This window comes from Streptomyces sp. NPDC101225, assembly GCF_044767585.1.
Taxonomy (GTDB): Bacteria; Actinomycetota; Actinomycetes; order Streptomycetales; family Streptomycetaceae; genus Streptomyces.
Map to the genome: position 1 here is coordinate 100105 of NZ_JBIWOE010000009.1, position 16532 is coordinate 116636.

13 protein-coding genes and 5 tRNA genes are annotated in these 16532 nt (G+C 70.3%); 9 read left to right on the plus strand and 9 right to left on the minus strand.

Annotated features, from left to right (window positions below; translation table 11 throughout):
• Positions 1-100 precede the first annotated feature (100 nt).
• From ACIRPX_RS15630 to ACIRPX_RS15665, 8 genes are all read right to left on the minus strand, one after another.
• Positions 101-682 carry an ATP/GTP-binding protein gene (locus tag ACIRPX_RS15630; protein ID WP_029183992.1) on the minus strand — a complete coding sequence of 194 codons (582 nt, stop codon included), beginning with the start codon at positions 680-682 and terminating at the stop codon, positions 101-103.
• Positions 663-1247 carry a DUF742 domain-containing protein gene (locus ACIRPX_RS15635; protein WP_404193872.1) on the minus strand — a complete coding sequence of 195 codons (585 nt, stop codon included), beginning with the start codon at positions 1245-1247 and terminating at the stop codon, positions 663-665. Before ACIRPX_RS15635 ends, ACIRPX_RS15630 begins: the two co-directional genes overlap by 20 nt.
• A 95-nt stretch (positions 1248-1342) precedes the next feature.
• Positions 1343-1756 carry a roadblock/LC7 domain-containing protein gene (locus ACIRPX_RS15640; RefSeq protein WP_030948713.1) on the minus strand — a complete coding sequence of 138 codons (414 nt, stop codon included), beginning with the start codon at positions 1754-1756 and terminating at the stop codon, positions 1343-1345.
• A gap of 10 nt (positions 1757-1766) precedes the next feature.
• On the minus strand, positions 1767-5051 hold the full coding sequence (locus ACIRPX_RS15645; protein WP_404193875.1) for a nitrate- and nitrite sensing domain-containing protein: 3285 nt from the start codon (positions 5049-5051) through the stop codon (positions 1767-1769).
• A 391-nt stretch (positions 5052-5442) separates the two neighbouring features.
• Positions 5443-6018 (minus strand): ATP/GTP-binding protein, encoded by a 576-nt coding sequence (locus tag ACIRPX_RS15650; RefSeq protein ID WP_058922977.1) that lies wholly within the window; start codon positions 6016-6018, stop codon positions 5443-5445.
• Positions 5999-6394 carry a DUF742 domain-containing protein gene (locus ACIRPX_RS15655; protein ID WP_016432454.1) on the minus strand — a complete coding sequence of 132 codons (396 nt, stop codon included), beginning with the start codon at positions 6392-6394 and terminating at the stop codon, positions 5999-6001. The genes ACIRPX_RS15650 and ACIRPX_RS15655 overlap by 20 nt, the downstream gene beginning before the upstream one ends.
• A 110-nt stretch (positions 6395-6504) precedes the next feature.
• On the minus strand, positions 6505-6918 hold the full coding sequence (locus ACIRPX_RS15660) for a roadblock/LC7 domain-containing protein (protein ID WP_003973453.1): 414 nt from the start codon (positions 6916-6918) through the stop codon (positions 6505-6507).
• Positions 6919-6927: 9 nt separating this feature from the next.
• Complete coding sequence (locus ACIRPX_RS15665; protein ID WP_404193877.1) at positions 6928-10686, minus strand: nitrate- and nitrite sensing domain-containing protein; 3759 nt, start codon at positions 10684-10686, stop codon at positions 6928-6930.
• A 567-nt stretch (positions 10687-11253) separates the two neighbouring features.
• Here ACIRPX_RS15665 and ACIRPX_RS15670 point away from each other — a divergent pair.
• The 9 genes from ACIRPX_RS15670 (at position 11254) to ACIRPX_RS15710 (ending at position 15524) form a co-directional block, all read left to right on the plus strand.
• Positions 11254-11442 (plus strand): hypothetical protein, encoded by a 189-nt coding sequence (locus tag ACIRPX_RS15670; protein ID WP_404193880.1) that lies wholly within the window; start codon positions 11254-11256, stop codon positions 11440-11442.
• A 123-nt stretch (positions 11443-11565) separates the two neighbouring features.
• The gene (locus tag ACIRPX_RS15675) at positions 11566-12351 is read left to right on the plus strand and encodes a fumarylacetoacetate hydrolase family protein (RefSeq protein WP_404193882.1); all 786 of its coding nucleotides are present in this window, start codon (positions 11566-11568) and stop codon (positions 12349-12351) included.
• Complete coding sequence (gene gltX / locus ACIRPX_RS15680) at positions 12344-13828, plus strand: glutamate--tRNA ligase (protein ID WP_404193885.1); 1485 nt, start codon at positions 12344-12346, stop codon at positions 13826-13828. The genes ACIRPX_RS15675 and gltX overlap by 8 nt, the downstream gene beginning before the upstream one ends.
• Before the next feature lie 391 nt (positions 13829-14219).
• Positions 14220-14972, plus strand: a complete 753-nt coding sequence (locus tag ACIRPX_RS15685; RefSeq protein ID WP_404193888.1) for an HAD family hydrolase — start codon at positions 14220-14222, stop codon at positions 14970-14972.
• A 91-nt stretch (positions 14973-15063) separates the two neighbouring features.
• A tRNA-Gln gene (locus ACIRPX_RS15690) sits at positions 15064-15135 on the plus strand.
• 21 nt (positions 15136-15156) lie between these two features.
• Positions 15157-15229 (plus strand) — tRNA-Glu (locus ACIRPX_RS15695).
• A 29-nt stretch (positions 15230-15258) separates the two neighbouring features.
• Positions 15259-15331: transfer RNA gene (locus tag ACIRPX_RS15700), tRNA-Glu, on the plus strand.
• Positions 15332-15351: 20 nt separating this feature from the next.
• Positions 15352-15423: transfer RNA gene (locus tag ACIRPX_RS15705), tRNA-Gln, on the plus strand.
• A 28-nt stretch (positions 15424-15451) separates the two neighbouring features.
• Positions 15452-15524, plus strand: a tRNA-Glu gene (locus ACIRPX_RS15710).
• 142 nt (positions 15525-15666) lie between these two features.
• On the opposite strand, the gene ndgR is transcribed toward ACIRPX_RS15710, so the two are convergent.
• On the minus strand, positions 15667-16383 hold the full coding sequence (gene ndgR, locus ACIRPX_RS15715) for an IclR family transcriptional regulator NdgR (protein WP_007384919.1): 717 nt from the start codon (positions 16381-16383) through the stop codon (positions 15667-15669).
• Between the last annotated feature and the right edge of the window lie 149 nt (positions 16384-16532).

Below are 16532 nucleotides of genomic sequence, written 5' to 3' on the forward strand. Positions count from 1 at the left end.
TTCCGCATGCTGCAAGGGGCGCGGGCAACCGCGCGACCGGCCACCGGGCCGCCGCAGACGGCCAGACGGCCGTCAGGGCGGCCCGGTGGCCGCACGTCCACTACCGCAGTCGTGCCATCAGCGCATGCTCCACGAGCGTGATCAGGGCGGACTTCGCGTCGGCGCGATGGCGGGCGTCGGTGGTGATGATGGGGGTGTCCGGGCCGATCTGCAGAGCCTCACGCACCTCGTCCGGGCTGTACGGCTGGTTGCCGTCGAAGCCGTTCAGGGCGATCACGAACGGCAGTCCGCTGTTCTCGAAGTAGTCGACGGCCGGGAAGCAGTCGGCCAGGCGCCGGGTGTCCACCAGCACGATCGCGCCGATCGCACCGCGGACCAGGTCGTCCCACATGAACCAGAAGCGGTCCTGACCGGGTGTACCGAAGAGGTACAGGATCAGGTCCTGGTCCAGGGTGATGCGGCCGAAGTCCATGGCCACCGTGGTGGTGGTCTTGTCCCCGGTGTGGGTGAGGTCGTCGATGCCCGCGCTGGCGGACGTCATGACGGCCTCGGTACGCAGCGGGTTGATCTCCGAGACGGCCCCGACGAACGTGGTCTTGCCCACGCCGAAGCCACCCGCCACCACGATCTTCGCCGAGGTGGTGGAGCGGGAAGGACCGCCGCTAGAGCTTGCGAAGTCCACTGAGCACCCTTTCGAGCAGTGTCACGTCTGGCTGGCCGCCGGCGTTCTCGTCGCCGCCGGGCTGATGAATCGCGACCAGACCCGCCTCCGCCAAGTCGGCGACGAGAATTCTGGCCACGCCGAGAGGGATCGTCAGGAGCGCGGAGATTTCCGCCACCGACTTGATCTCGCGGCAGAGGTTGCAGATCCGCTGATGCTCGGGCAGCTGGCCCTGCATCTGGTGCGGCTGTGCGGTGGTGTGCACCAGCGCCTCGATGGCGAGCTGGTAGCGGGGCCTGGTGCGGCCGCCCGTCATGGCGTACGGGCGCACCAGGGGGTTGTTCGACGACCCCGCGGGCGCCGGCTCGGGAGCGCGTCGCTGCGGCTGCACGGGCTGGATGCGCGGCGCCGGCGGCTGGTCGTACGGCGAAGGGCCGGGGCCCTGCGGCGCGTACGGCTGCTGACGCCGGTGGCTGGGAGTGGAGGGAAAGTTGTAACGGTTCGGGTTCTGCGAACCGTCGCCCTGGCCCTGGGCAGGGCCGTACGACCAGTTGCCCGAAGACGAACCGTCTGGGGGTGTTGCCACTTTCTCCTCCTCCGACTGTGCCGGGGCACCCGATCCTGTGGAGCCGCGTCCCGAAACTTTACGGCCCCGGGACGTCAAACCGCACCGATTGTCTGTCAGTTGAGCAGGCTGCCCTGGAGCTCCGCACGCAGATCCGGTGTCAGGACGGTACCGGCACGGTCCACCAGAAGTGCCATCTCGTACCCGATGAGGCCGATGTCCGCCTCGGGATGTGCAAGAACCGCGAGTGAGGAACCGTCGGAGATGGACATGAGGAACAGGAATCCCCGCTCCATCTCCACAACCGTCTGGTTCACGCTGCCACCCTCGAAGATGCGCGAGGCACCGGCGGTCAGCGAGGTCAGACCGGAGGCGACCGCCGCGAGCTGATCGGCGCGGTCGCGCGGAAACCCTTCGGACATCGCCAGAAGGAGTCCGTCGGCGGAGACCACCACCGTGTGGGACACCCCCGGGGTGTTGTCCACGAAGTTGGTGATCAACCAGTTCAGGTTCTGTGCCGCCTGGCTCATCGGGCTCACACTAACGCTCCTGGTTGTAGGTGCTGTCAGGACCGAAGCCCTGACCGTTCGTTTCCCTGCCTGCGCCCGCGTTGCGTCCTCGCTGGACGCCCCGGCGCAGGTTGCTCAGCCTGCCCCGGACGTCCTCCGGGGCGCGGGAGACCTGTGGGCCTCCCTGGGGGGTCGACTCCGCGGTCCCCTCGACCAGATTGGCCCTGGGAACCCGCCGCGGCAGGCCGGAGGAGGTGACCCCACCCGCCTTGGGCTTCCTCAGTGCGGAGGCCTGCTGCCAGCGCTCGTCGTTGGCCGAGCGCCAGTCGCCGTTGCCGTTGCCGGAGGGAGCCGGAGTCGCTGCCGGGGCCGGTGCTTCCTGGTTGGCCGGCCGCGCGCCGTTCGAGCCGTTCGTTCCGCCGAGGGATCCTCGGCGGGGCAGTCCGGCGTCGGTGAGCGCGTGGCCCGCGGCGGAGGCCGGTCCCGGACGGTCGAAGCCTACGCGGTCGTGCTCCCCCGCGTCAGGGCCCTGAGCACGTTCCGTTTCCGGAGCGTAATCGGGCGCGTAACCGTTCTGGTAACCGTCCTGCTGCGGCCAGTCGTCCTGGTAGCGCCGCTCTTCGAAGGCCGCGAAGGGCTCGGAGGACGGGGCACCGGCGGCTGCGGGCTCCTCACGGGCAGGCTCCGCATATCCGGGATCGGGGTAGCCGCCGCTGGGCGAGAAGGTGTCGTTCTGCGGCAGGACGTCGCCCGGCGAGTAGTACGGCTCCTCGTACGACGGGCGCGATTCGGGCTCCTCGTACGAAGAGCGCTGCGGCTCCTCGTACGGGGTCTGCCCGAGCTCGTCGTAGGCGGGCTGCGCGTCGTAGCCGGCGGGCTGCTGCTCCGGGTAGGCACCGGTGCCGTTGTCGTAGGACGGCTGCGCCTCGAACGGCTCGCCGTACGGGTCGTCGGGGGCGTCCGGGTCGTGCGGCCGCTGGGCCTCCAGGGCGGCCCGGCGCTCCTCGCGCATCAGCGAGCGGCCCACCGGGTCCAGTTCCCGGATGTCGTCCGGGATGTCGGCGTAGCGGCTGTCGTCGAAGCCGAGCTCCGCGGCCGTGCGCATCGGCTGGCCGCTGAAGTCCTCACCCTGGAAGTTCTGCTCCGGGATGATCTGCGAGACCGTGAACTCGTCACGGCCCGCCTGCTGCTCGCCGCCACCGCCGTGGGTGATGGCGTCGGGGAGCATGACCAGCGAGGTGGTGCCGGCCTGCTCGCCGGAGGGGCGCAGCTGCACGCGGATGCCGTGCCGGTCGGACAGCCGGCCGACCACGAACAGGCCCATGCGCTGCGAGATCGCGGCGTCCACGGTCGGCGGGTTGGCCAGCTTGTGGTTGATGTCCGCGAAGTCCTCGGCGGTGAGGCCGATGCCCTTGTCGTGGATCTCGATCATGATGCGGCCGTCGGGCAGCCGGGTCGCGGTGACGCGGACCTTGGTCTGCGGGGAGGAGAACGTCGTGGCGTTCTCCAGCAGCTCCGCGAGCAGGTGCACGAGGTCGGTGACCGCGCGGCCGTGGATCTCGGCCTCCGGGACGCCGGAGAGCTCGATGCGCTCGTACTGCTCCACCTCGGAGGAGGCGGCGCGCACGACGTCGATGAGCGGCACCGGCTGGTCCCAGCGGCGGCCGGGCTCCTCGCCGGCGAGGACCAGGAGGTTCTCGCCGTTGCGGCGCATACGGGTCGCGAGGTGGTCCAGACGGAAGAGGTTCTCCAGCTGGTCCGGGTCGGCCTCGTTGTTCTCCAGGTCGGTGATCAGGGTCAGCTGGCCCTCGATCAGCGACTGGTTGCGGCGCGAGAGGTTGGTGAAGATCGCGTTGATGTTGCCCCGCAGCAGGGCCTGCTCGGCCGCGAGACGGACCGCCTCGCGGTGCACCTGGTCGAAGGCGCGGGCGACCTCGCCGATCTCGTCGCGGGTGTTGATCGGGATGGGCGCGACCCGGGTGTCGACCCGTCCGGGGTCGGTGCGGGAGAGCTGGTCGACCAGCATCGGCAGGCGCTGCTCGGCGATGCCGAAGGCGGCGTTGCGCAGCTGGCGCATCGAGCGGGACATCTGGCGGGCGACGGCGCCGGCCAGGATGAACGCCAGCAGCAGGGCGACCACGACCGCGGCACCCGTGATGAGGGCGTCGCGCTTGGCGTTGTCCGCGATGTCCGAGGCCTCGTTCACGGCCGTGTCGGCCATGTCCGCCTGGATCTTGCGGTAGACGTCGTAGCGGAGGGTGTTGACCGCCCACCAGTTCTGGGCCGTGATGCCCTTCTGGGCGAGCAGGGCGCGCTCGGTGGTGTCGGTGCTCTTCAGCGTCGCCAGGGCGTTGACCATGTCGGTCGGCTTGGACGGCGGCGGCACGTAGGTCTGGTTGGCCGCGGCGGCCTGTGCGGCGGCCTCCTTGGCCTGCGCCTTGCCCTTCTCGGTGGCCTTCGCCTCGAGGTCGACGAGCTTCTGGGCGTCGGCCTCGGTGCCGCCGGCCTTGTACTCCTCGATGGCGATGCCCTCGAGGTAGGCGTAGGAGGAGAGGGCCACGCGCTGCTTGGCGAGGTCGCTGTCCTTGGGGCCGGGGCTGATCAGCAGATGCATGCCGATCGACCGCTCCAGCGACAGGGCGGCCTGGGTCAGCGAGATCGCGTAGACGGTACGGCCGTAGCTGGTGATGTTGCCGGTGCCCAGACCGAGCTCGTTGGCGAACTCCATCAGGGGGTGGGCGATGGCCACGTAGCCCTCTTCGGTCTGCACGCCGGAGCCCTTGTAGGCCGTCTCGCGCAGCTTGGCCAGCTGCGGCTCGGCCTGGCGGAACAGCTTCAGCCGGCGCTTCAGGCCGGCCTTCTGCGGCATGTTCTGCGCCGCCTCGTCGAAGCCGTCGGCGGCCTGGTCGGTGGCCTTGCGGGCCGCCGCGACCGTCTGCTTGTCCTTGGCGGTCTCCAGCTTGCCCTTGAGGAGAGGTGCCGCGGTGATGTCGCGCTCGTTGTTGACCGCGTTGGCATACGTCAGGGAGGCCCGCACCAGGCGCGCGGTCTTCTCCGCGTCCTGGGCCTCCTGCCAGGTGTCGATCGAGCCCTTGACCTGGAAGCCACCCATGACCAGGCCGACGGCCACGGGTATGAGCAGGATCGCGTTCAGCCGGGTCGGCACCCGCCAGTTGCGGGGGGAGAAACGACCGCCGCTCGGAGCGGGGGCGGCCGTCGGCTCCGGACCGGACACAGGGGCGGGCGCCGCTCCGCGCGGCGGCGGGGTGAAGTTGCCCCGGGCCGACGGCTCGGGACCGTTCTTGCTTCGCCTCACTCGACCAACAACCTCTCGGCGGCGGGCACCAACGTTGTGCCGCAGTGTCTCAGAGCCCGGTACGCCACTGAGTACGCAGTACTACTGAGTACGTCTTTGACTATTGGGCAGTTCAGGCATTCCAGCACGACGACCAGCGCTCTTCCAAACAGTGGAAGGCGTGGATTCGGTGTGATGTAAGCCCCAGATAAAACGGTCATAAAGAGCGAGCCCCGTCAAAAGACGGGGCCTGTGTGTGCGCAGCGGTACCGGGTGGCAACGACGCGTGGCCGTACCACCCGATTCCTCTGCCGAAACGTTATGAACACCGGGGCCGACCGTGTCAAAGGCCACAGTCGGCTCCGGCTGGTCTACGACAACTGCCGTACGCCATCACTGATTTGGAGTTGATCTACCGCAGTCGTGCCATCAGCGCGTGCTCGACCAAAGTGATGAGCGCGCTCTTGGCGTCGGCACGATGGCGGGCGTCGGTGGTGATGATGGGGGTGTCGGGCCCGATCTGCAGGGCCTCGCGGACCTCCTCGGGCGCGTAGGGCTGGTGCCCGTCGAAGCCGTTCAGGGCGACGACGAACGGCAGTCCGCTGTTCTCGAAGTAGTCGACGGCCGGGAAGCAGTCGGCCAGGCGCCGGGTGTCCACGAGCACCACCGCGCCGATCGCACCGCGGACCAGGTCGTCCCACATGAACCAGAAGCGGTCCTGACCGGGTGTACCGAAGAGGTACAGGATCAGGTCCTGGTCCAGGGTGATGCGGCCGAAGTCCATGGCCACCGTGGTGGTGGTCTTGTCCCCGGTGTGGGTGAGGTCGTCGATGCCCGCGCTGGCGGACGTCATGACGGCCTCCGTGCGCAGCGGGTTGATCTCGGAGACGGCGCCCACGAACGTGGTCTTGCCGACGCCGAAGCCACCGGCCACCACGATTTTCGCGGAGGTGGTCGCCCGCCCTCCGTCAGAGCTTGCGAAGTCCACTGAGCACCCTTTCGAGCAGGGTCACGTCCGGTGCACCGGTTGTCTCGTCGCCACCCGGCTGGTGGATGGCGACGAGCCCGGCCTCGGCCAGATCCGCGACGAGAATGCGGGCCACACCCAGCGGCATGGCCAAAAGCGCCGACACCTCGGCCACCGACTTGACCTCGCGGCACAAATGGCAGATGCGCTGGTGCTCCGGGAGCAGCCCCATGAGTGCTGCCGGGTCGGCAGTCGTGCTGATCAGCGCCTCGATGGCGAGCTGGTAGCGCGGCCGCGTCCGGCCACCGGTCATCGCGTAAGGACGTACCAGCGGCTGGTCGCCCTCATCCTCGTACGGCTCCGCGTACGGATCATGAGAGGCGGTGGGCGGGGTCATGAATCCTCCGGGCGGGACAGCATGTCGGTCAGTCGTGCCGTCGTTGGGGCCGATGGGGGGATTGTGGCGGCCGGACGGTGATTTGGTGAGACGGGTGGTGCCGGTGGGGTTCAGTGGAGCAGACTGCCTTGCAGTTCGGCGCGCAGGTCAGGCGTGAGCACGGCGCCCGCGCGGTCGACCAGCAGCGCCATCTCGTAGCCGACCAGGCCGATGTCGCACTCGGGGTGAGCGAGTACGGCGAGGGACGAGCCGTCCGAGACGGACATGAGGAAGAGGAATCCCCTCTCCATCTCGACGACCGTCTGCGCCACGTTGCCGCCCTCGAAGATCCGGGAGGCCCCGGCCGTCAGCGAGGTGAGGCCGGACGCGACGGCCGCCAGTTGATCCGCGCGGTCGCGGGGGAAGCCTTCCGACATCGCCAGAAGAAGACCGTCGGCGGACACGACGACGGTGTGGGACACACCCGGGGTGTTGTCCACGAAGTTGGTGATCAACCAGTTGAGATTCTGTGCCGCCTGGCTCATCTGGCTCAACTAACGCTCCTGCTGGTGAGTGGGGCTCGGGAAGCTGCCCGTCTGGCCTGTGCCGGCCTGGCGACCCTGCGCGATACCCCGACGGAGATTGGTCAGCCGGCCGCGAACGTCATCAGGCGAACGCGAGACCTGCGGACCGGACTGGTGCTGTTGCTGCTGAGCCGTGCCCGGGACGAGGTTCGCCCGGGGAACCCGGCGCGGCAGGCCGGAGGTGGTGACACCGCCCGCGGCCGGCTGCCGGACGCGCTCCGCCTGCCGGACGAGATCGTCGTTCGGCGAGGCGCGCCAGGATGAGGTGGCGGGCTGCTGCGCACCGGTGGGGCGCTGCGCCGCCGCGGGAGAGACGGGTGCCTGCGGCTGCTGCGGGGCGGAGCCGTTGCTCTGCTGACCGCCCGCCTGGCCGCGGAACCAGTTGGTCTCCAGCGTGTCGTACAGCGGCGTACGCCCGTCGCCCGGGCCGGACGCCGGCGGCAGCGCCTCGGGCTCCTGGCGGGCGGGTCGCGGCGGCACCTGCTGCCGCGGGACGCCGAAGTCGCTGTGGTTGCCGTTCGTCTGCGGACGCTCGAACTGCCCGCTGTCGCCGGGGTTGTGACGGCCCGGCAGGTTGTGCCGGCCGGTGGAGCCGTTGTCGTAGCCCGGTGCGGCGAACTGGCCCGTGGAGCCCGTGTCGTAGGACTGCGGGATCGCGAACTGGCCCGTGTTGGAAGGGCTGTTCGGGTTGTTCGCGTTGCCGTAGTTGTTCTGGGCGGGCGGCGAGCCGAAGACGTCCGAGCGGACGAACTGGCCCTGGTCCTGCGAGCCGTTGGCGGGCTGCTGCGGCACACCGAAGTCCTGCCGACCGTACTGGTCCTGCTGCTGCGGGGCGGCCGGAGCCGGGGCGCCGAAGTCGGGACGTTGGAACTCCGAGGTGGAGCTCTGACGCTCGTCGCCCCGCGGGACGGCGGGCATCTCCGACGTCGAACCCGGGCCGTGACGGTCGTCGAAGCGCGGCATCCGGGAGGTCTCGTCGTGACCGCGCGGGGTGTCGAGCGAGGCACGCGGCACCGGCGGCTGCGCGTTCTCGTCGCTCCAGCTCGGACGGGGCTGCTGGTTGCTGCCCGGCAGTTCGGCACGCGGGCCGCCACGGCCCGGCAGCTGCGGGCGGCGGCTGCGGCGGCCGGTGCCCGGCTGCTCACCCGCGGGAGCCTGGGACTGCGGCGACGAGGCGCCACGAGCGCCGCCGAAGCTGTCCTGGTCCTGGCCCGATGCCTGCAGGCCCTGCGGTGCGCCCGGCGCCTGGCCGAACGCGGAGCCCGCGCCCGCGGGGGCCGGCCGGCCCTGCTGCGGGGCGGCGGGGGACTGCGGCCCGCGTGCTCCGCCGGGAGCACCCGGACGGCCACCGCCCGGGCCACCGGCGCCCGGCAGCGCGGCCCGCGGCCCCTGACCGGCCCCGAGCCGGCCACCGCCGGGCGACGTACCGGCGCCGAGGGCGCCACCGCCCGGAGCACCGGCGCCGTTCGCCTGGCGCCGGGCCGCGGCCATACCGGCGGCGGCCTGCGCGGCGGCGGGGCCGCCGGAGTTGCCGGCGCCCTGGCCGGACTTGCCCTGGGGCTTCTTGCCGCCCTGGGCGACGTCCACGGGCAGCATGACCAGCGCGGTCGTACCACCGGAGTCGGAGGGGCGCAGCTGGATGCGGATGCCGTGCCGCTGGGACAGCCGGCCGACCACGAACAGACCCATGCGGCGGGAGACGGAGACGTCCACGGTGGGCGGCGAGGCGAGCCGCTCGTTGATCGCCGCGAGGTCCTCGGGGGAGAGGCCGATACCGGTGTCGTGGATCTCGATCAGCACGCGGCCGTCGGGCAGCGCGTGACCGGTGACCTTGACTTTCGTCTGCGGCGAGGAGAAGGAGGTCGCGTTCTCCAGCAGCTCGGCGAGCAGGTGCACGAGGTCGTTGACCACGCGGCCGGCCACTTCGGTGGTCGGCACGGCGGCCAGTTCGATGCGCTCGTACTGCTCCACCTCGGACGCGGCGGCGCGGAGCACGTCGACCAGCGGGACCGGGCGGGTCCAGCGGCGGCCGGGCTCCTCACCGGCGAGGACGAGGAGGTTCTCACCGTTACGGCGCATACGCGTCGCGAGGTGGTCGAGCTTGAACAGCGAGGAGAGCTGGTCCGGGTCGGCCTCGCGGGACTCCAGTTCGGAGATGAGCGAGAGCTGACGCTGGATGAGGCCCTGGGAGCGGCGCGAGAGGTTGGTGAACATCGCGTTGACGTTGCCCCGCAGCAGGGCCTGCTCGGCGGCGAGGCGGACCGCCTCGCGGTGGACGTCGTCGAAGGCCGCGGCCACCTGGCCGATCTCGTCCCGGGAGTGCACACCGACCGACTCGACGGAGGTGTCGACGTCCTGCGGGTCCGACTCCGACAGCTGCTTGACCAGCTCGGGCAGCCGGTCCTGGGCGACCTTGTTGGCGGTCTCCTGCAGACGGCGCAGCGAGCGGATCATGGACCGGGCGATGACGAAGGCGCCGACGAGCGAGACGCCGAGCACGAGCAGGATCAGCGCACCGGAGATGATCGCCTCGCGCTCGGAGGCGGCACGCAGCTCGCGGGCCTTCTGCTCCATGTCCTCGAGCAGTGTGTGCTCGATCTTCTGCATCTGCTCGATCTTGGTCGAGCTGTCGTCCACCCAGTCCTGGTACGACCGCTTCTGCAGGTCTTGCAGGCCGTCCTGACCGGCCAGCGCGCGGCCGGCGTAGGTGTCGGTGGCCTTGATGGTCGCGTTGTTCTCCTCGATGGGCTTGAGGAGGGCGGCCGCGCTGTCCGTGCCGTAGATGCTCTTGAAGCTGCGCAGCTCCGAGCCCTGGCTCTGCAGCGCCGACTGGGCGTAGAGCCGGTCGTTCTCGGAGAGCTTGCCGACCGTGGTGTTGTTGGCGGGCAGGGCCGCCGCGAGGACCGCGCGCTGGATGGAGGCGTACTCCTTGGCGGACGAGAAGGCCGCCAGGGAGCGCGTGCGCTGGATCATCTGGGGGTTGCTGGTGGCCTCCGCCATGTCCTGCGAGAGGTCCAGCAGGTGGGTGATGAGGCGGTGGTACGACTCGACCGTCTGCGAGGAGTTGAGCCGGGTCTCGTAGGCGCCGGCGCGGATCTTCTCCAGCGTGCCCAGGTCGCTGACGACACTGACGAGGCTCTCGCGGACGCCCTGGAGGCTGTTGTCCTTGCCGGAGACATCGATTTCCTCGGCGGCGTCCTTGAAGTTCTGCTCGGCCCGGTCCGTCTTGTCGCGGTAGCCCTTGACCGTGTAGTCGCTCGCCTTGGACCCGTGCGCCAGCGGGCCGGCCGACTGGTCGCGCTCCTCCTGGAGCGCGGCCGCCAGCTCGGTGGCCTGCTTGGTCATGTCCGTCAGCAGCTTCATGTTGTCGAGCTGCTGGATGTCGTTCATGTTGTCGCTGATGCGCAGGGCGCCCAGCGAGGTGGCGGCCACCACGGGGAGCGCGAGCAGCGACACCAGACGCGTGGAGATGCGCCAGTTGCGCAGTGCCACGCGCGATCCGGGGCCGCTCGGGCCCTTCGGCGGCTTGATCACCGGGGCGGCGGCACCGGGCGTCCCGGATGCTGTCGCCGGCCCGGGGCGCCCAGAGTGGTCTCCGCCGTCACCGGACGGCGCCGATCCCGGGTTCTGGGCGTGCTGGGGCGAGGAACTGCCGACATTGGGGCCAGTCCCGCCGTGCGGCTCCGGCTCCGCCGAAGCACTGCCATCCCTCTTGAAACGTCCCTGCACTAGCGTCGCAACCTCTGGACCAGGCGCCCCTCCGCGCGAGCGGAAGGACACGGTGTCGGCGTTTGAGGGGCGCCCTGAATGCGCCCCCCTGATGGTCGTGAGTGACCGGCGCCGGTTCCCCCTTCTCGCCGTCACTCGGCGCTCGTTGCGCCCCCTGTGCGCCGGCTCGATCCCGCGGCGGTCCGTGGCATTCCAGCACAGTGCAGGATCTCCAACAAGGTTCCCGTGTGATGCCGTGACCTAGGTGACACCATGTGAGTGCGGAGTCACCAGCCGTAGAGAGGGATCTCCCGCAAAAAGGGCGTATGACCGCGAGTTGTGCCGGTGCGGGCGGTGTCCCAGTCGCCATGATCAGGAGCGGAATGATGGCTTCAGGAGCCCAATGTCCGTTTCGTCAGGGTGGATTGCGGGCCTGAATTGCGCGCTTTGTCCTCGACTCAGTGAGCAAACTCACATGTACGTCGAGGGGTTCATCGGACTTCCGCGGGGAATGGCGCGTCTAGCCTGGCGCTTTACAAGATGTAGGAAAATGCCGAACCGCGACCGAGAACAGGGCTCAGAACAACCGTGAAGACGACGATGATGTTCCACAACATAGCCAACCCGCGGCGCACCACCCTCGCCCACCTCGAGGGCGCCGGCGAACTGCAGATCCCGCAGCAGCCGCAGCACTCCGTCGATCTTCCCACGCACACCGCCAATCCCCGGCGCACGGTTCTGGAAGAGGTCCCGGTCGCGGCCGCCGTTTCCGAGTAGTACGCGCACGGGGCGCCGATCACTCAAGGCGCCCCCGGTGGTCGTGCGCACGTGGGCGGCCCCCTGCCGCGCTAGCCTGGAGCGTCAGACTCCAGCAGGCTCAGTGAGGGGCGCAAGGATCCCGTGCGCATCGCCAGATTCTCCATCGACGGGAACGTCGCCTTCGGCGCGGTCGAGGGCGACAAGCCCGACGAGCTCGTCCTCGACATCATCAAGGGCATTCCGTTCGCGGACTTCGAGCTCTCCGGCACGAAGGTCCCGCTGAGCAAGGTCCGGCTGCTGCCGCCGGTGCTCCCCAACAAGGTCGTGGCCTTCGGCCGCAACTACGCGGACCACGCGCGCGAGCTGGGCCACGAGGTGCCCGACGCCCCGTTCGCCTTCTTCAAGCCCTCGACCTCGGTGATCGGCCCGGGTGACGAGATCCGGTACCCCTCCTTCACCGAGGAGCTGCACCACGAGGCCGAGCTGGCCGTGGTCATCGGCCGCATGTGCCGCGAGGTTCCGCGCGAGCGCGCCAGGGACGTGATCTTCGGCTACACCTGCGCCAACGACATCACCGCGCGTGATGTGCAGAAGCGCGAGAAGCAGTGGGCGCGGGCCAAGGGCTTCGACAACTCCTGCCCGCTCGGCCCGTGGGTGGAGACCGGCCTGGACATCACCGCCGCCGGTGATCTGACCATCCAGCTCACGGTCAACGGCGAACAGCGCCAGCTCGGCCGCACCAGCGAGATGATCCATCCGATCGAGGACCTGATCGTCAACATCACCGAGGCCATGACGCTGCTCCCCGGCGACGTGATCCTCACGGGCACCCCGGCAGGCGTCGGGCCGCTCACCGTCGGCGACGAGGTCGCCGTCACCATCGAAGGCATCGGCACTCTCACCAACAAGGTTGTCAAGCGTGGCTAGCGCACCCGGCTCTCCCGTACGCGTCCGTTTCTGTCCGTCCCCCACCGGTAACCCCCACGTGGGCCTGGTCCGCACCGCCCTGTTCAACTGGGCGTTCGCCCGGCACCACCAGGGCACGCTGGTCTTCCGCATCGAGGACACCGACGCCGCCCGCGACTCCGAGGAGTCCTACGGCCAGCTGCTCGACGCGATGCGCTGGCTGGGCTTCGACTGGGACGAGGGCCCCGAGGTCGGCGGCCCGCACGCGCCGTACCGGCAGTCGCAGCGCATGGACATCTACCAGGACGTCGCGCGCAAGCTCCTGGACGCCGGACACGCGTACCACTGCTACTGCTCCCAGGAGGAGCTGGACACCCGCCGCGAGGCCGCCCGCGCCGCCGGCAGGCCGTCCGGCTACGACGGGCACTGCCGCGCCCTGAGCGCGGAGCAGGTCGCGGAGTACCAGGCCATGGGCCGTGCCCCGATCGTCCGCTTCCGCATGCCCGACGAGACGATCACCTTCACGGACCTGGTCCGCGGCGAGCTGACGTTCACGCCGGAGAACGTGCCGGACTACGGGATCGTACGAGCCAACGGCGCGCCGCTGTACACGCTCGTCAACCCCGTCGACGACGCCCTGATGGAGATCACCCACGTCCTGCGCGGCGAGGACCTGCTCTCCTCCACCCCCCGGCAGATCGCCCTCTACAAGGCGCTGACCGAGCTGGGCATCGCCAAGGAGACCCCGGCCTTCGGCCATCTGCCGTACGTGATGGGCGAGGGCAACAAGAAGCTCTCCAAGCGTGATCCGCAGTCCTCGCTCAACCTCTACCGCGAGCGCGGCTTCCTGTCCGAGGGCCTGCTCAACTACCTCTCGCTGCTGGGCTGGTCGCTCTCGGCGGACCAGGACATCTTCACCGTCGAGGAGATGGTGGCGGCGTTCGACATCGCGGACGTGAACCCCAACCCGGCCCGCTTCGACCTCAAGAAGTGCGAGGCGATCAACGGCGACCACATCCGGCTGCTGGACGTGAAGGACTTCACGGAGCGCTGCCGCCCGTGGCTGCAGGCCCCGTTCGCCCCCTGGGCGCCGGAGGACTTCGACGAGGCGCGGTGGCAGGCGATCGCCCCGCACGCCCAGACCCGTCTGAAGGTCCTCTCCGAGATCACCGACAACGTCGACTTCCTGTTCCTCGCCGAGCCGGTCGCGGACGAGGCGAGCTGGACGAAGGCGATGAAGGAGGGCTCGGACGCGCTGCTGGTCACCGCCCGCGAGAAGCTCGCGGCGGCCGACTGGACCTCCGCGCAGGCCCTGAAGGAGGCCGTCCTGGCGGCCGGCGAGGCCCACGGTCTCAAGCTCGGCAAGGCCCAGGCCCCGGTCCGCGTCGCGGTCACCGGCCGCACGGTCGGCCTGCCCCTCTTCGAGTCCCTCGAAATCCTGGGCAAGGACAAGACCCTGGCCCGGATCGATGCGGCCCTGGCGAAGCTGGCCGCGTAACGCACGCCCGCGTGCGGACGGACCCCGGCGTACCCCGCTCCGTCACCCGGACCTGCGCCTGCCGGGCAACTGCCGCTTCCCGAGCGGCAGTTGCCCGGCACCGGTGCACGCGGCCCGGCACCGGTGCACGCGGCCCGGCACCGGTGCACGCGGCCCGGCACCGGTGCACGCGGCCCCGGACCGGTGCACACGGCCCCGGACCGGCCCGGGCGTGGCGAGGGCCGTCGGCCACCCGGACGCCGGCCCGCCGCGGCACGCCGGGCCCGACGGCCCGGCCACCTGCGCCCCGGACCCTCACCGCCCGGACCCTCGCCGCCCGGCCCGGCCCCGACCGGCCCGGCCGCGGTGAACCGGCGGACGCGCCGCCCGCCCGCCGGGTTACGGTCGGTCCATGACCCTGCGCGCCGGCGACACCCGGGTCCACGCCATCGTCTGGGACGTGGACGACACCCTCTTCGACTACACGTCGGCGGACCGCGCCGGAATTCGCGCCCATCTGGCGGCCGAGGGCCTGCTCCAGCGGTACGGCACCGTGGAGCAGGCCCTCGCGCGCTGGCGGGCGGTGACCGACGCCCAGTGGGCGCGCTTCTCCGCCGGCGAGGTGGGCTTCGACGGACAGCGCCGGGACCGGGTGCGGGTCTTCCTGGGCGAGGAGCTGACCGACGCCGAGGCCGAGGCGTGGTTCGGGCGCTACATCGCGCACTACGAGACCGCCTGGTCGCTCTTCCCGGACGTCCTGCCCGTCCTCGACGCGCTCGCCGCGAGCCACCGGCACGCCGTGCTGTCCAACTCCAGCCTGACCGTCCAGGACCGCAAGTTGCGCGTGCTCGGCGTGCACGACCGCTTCGAGGCCGTCCTGTGCGCCGCCGAACTGGGCGTCTCCAAACCCGAGGCCGGGGCCTTCCTCGCCGCCTGCGAGGCCCTCGAACTCGCCCCGCACCAGGTCGCGTACGTGGGCGACCACCCGGAGATCGACGGCCGGGGTGCCGCCGCGGCGGGACTGCTGTCGGTCTGGATCGACCGCTCCGGCACGTACACCGGCGACGACGCCGGCACGGGCCCCCACCGGATCGCCTCCCTCGCCGAACTCCCCGCGCTGCTCGGCGCCGATACCCGTTTTGGAGCCCCGTCCACCTTCAGGTAATGTTCTTCCTGCGCCGCCGGGCAGCAGGCCGAAGGGTCTGGAACCGGGGGAGCAAACTAGAACGAGATCCCCACAGGGGCTTGCGTTCCAGTGGCCTATGGTGTAATTGGCAGCACGACTGATTCTGGTTCAGTTAGTCTTGGTTCGAGTCCAGGTAGGCCAGCTCGCAGAGCTCATCTGCTAAGCCCCCGTTGTGTAGCGGCCTAGCACGCCGCCCTCTCAAGGCGGTAGCGCCGGTTCGAATCCGGTCGGGGGTACGGATCCTGATCAACTCGGGATCGCTAGGGCCCCCGTTGTGTAGCGGCCTAGCACGCCGCCCTCTCAAGGCGGTAGCGCCGGTTCGAATCCGGTCGGGGGTACAAACTGGTCTAAACCACATTGGTCTATGGTGTAATTGGCAGCACGACTGATTCTGGTTCAGTTAGTCTTGGTTCGAGTCCAGGTAGACCAGCTCGGATCTGCGGAAACGTAAGATCCTCGCCCCCGTTGTGTAGCGGCCTAGCACGCCGCCCTCTCAAGGCGGTAGCGCCGGTTCGAATCCGGTCGGGGGTACGTATATGAAGGCCCTCCGCTCACGGCGGAGGGCCTTCGCCGTGTCCGGGGCAACGTACCGGCCGGAGGCCGGAGGAACAGGGAGGGCCCGCCGCGGCGTTGAGGCGGGCCCTCCCCGTCGACGTCCGACGGGGGCGCCGGCTCAGCCGGTGCGGCGCAGCGCCTCGGAGAGGCGGGCGGCGGCGTCGATGACCGCCTGGGCATGCATACGGCCCGGGTGGCGCGTCAGGCGCTCGATGGGGCCGGACACCGAGACGGCGGCCACCACGCGGTTCGACGGGCCCCGCACGGGGGCGGAGACGGACGCGACCCCCGGCTCCCGCTCGCCGATGGACTGGGCCCAGCCGCGGCGCCGTACGCCGGAGAGCGCGGTGGCCGTGAACCGGGCGCCCTGCAGGCCCCGGTGCAGCCGCTCCGGCTCCTCCCAGGCCATCAGGATCTGTGCGGAGGAACCGGCCTTCATCGTCAGCGTCGAGCCGACCGGGACGGTGTCCCGCAGTCCGGACAGGCGCTCCGCCGCGGCGACGCAGATGCGCATGTCGCCCTGGCGGCGGTAGAGCTGGGCGCTCTCGCCCGTGATGTCCCGCAGATGCGTGAGCACCGGGCCCGCCGTCGCGAGCAGGCGGTCCTCGCCGGCGGCCGCGGCCAGCTCGGCCAGGCGCGGGCCGAGAATGAAACGGCCCTGCATGTCACGCGCCACCATACGGTGGTGTTCCAGAGCCACGGCCAGACGGTGGGCCGTGGGTCGTGCCAGTCCGGTCGCCGCAACCAGTCCTGCGAGGGTGGCGGGTCCGGACTCCAGGGCGCTCAGGACAAGGGCCGCCTTGTCCAGAACGCCGACGCCGCTACTGTTGTCCATGAAACGATACTCCCGTCTCACTCTGTGAAACGCAAGTTCATTTTTCCGTGAGACGCGCAACCCTGGTACACACAGCGGCCCGCAGACCGAACGGGTCCGGTGGCGGGCGCCCGTGAACTGGGGCCGGGCGACGTCTCCTCAAGATCTCT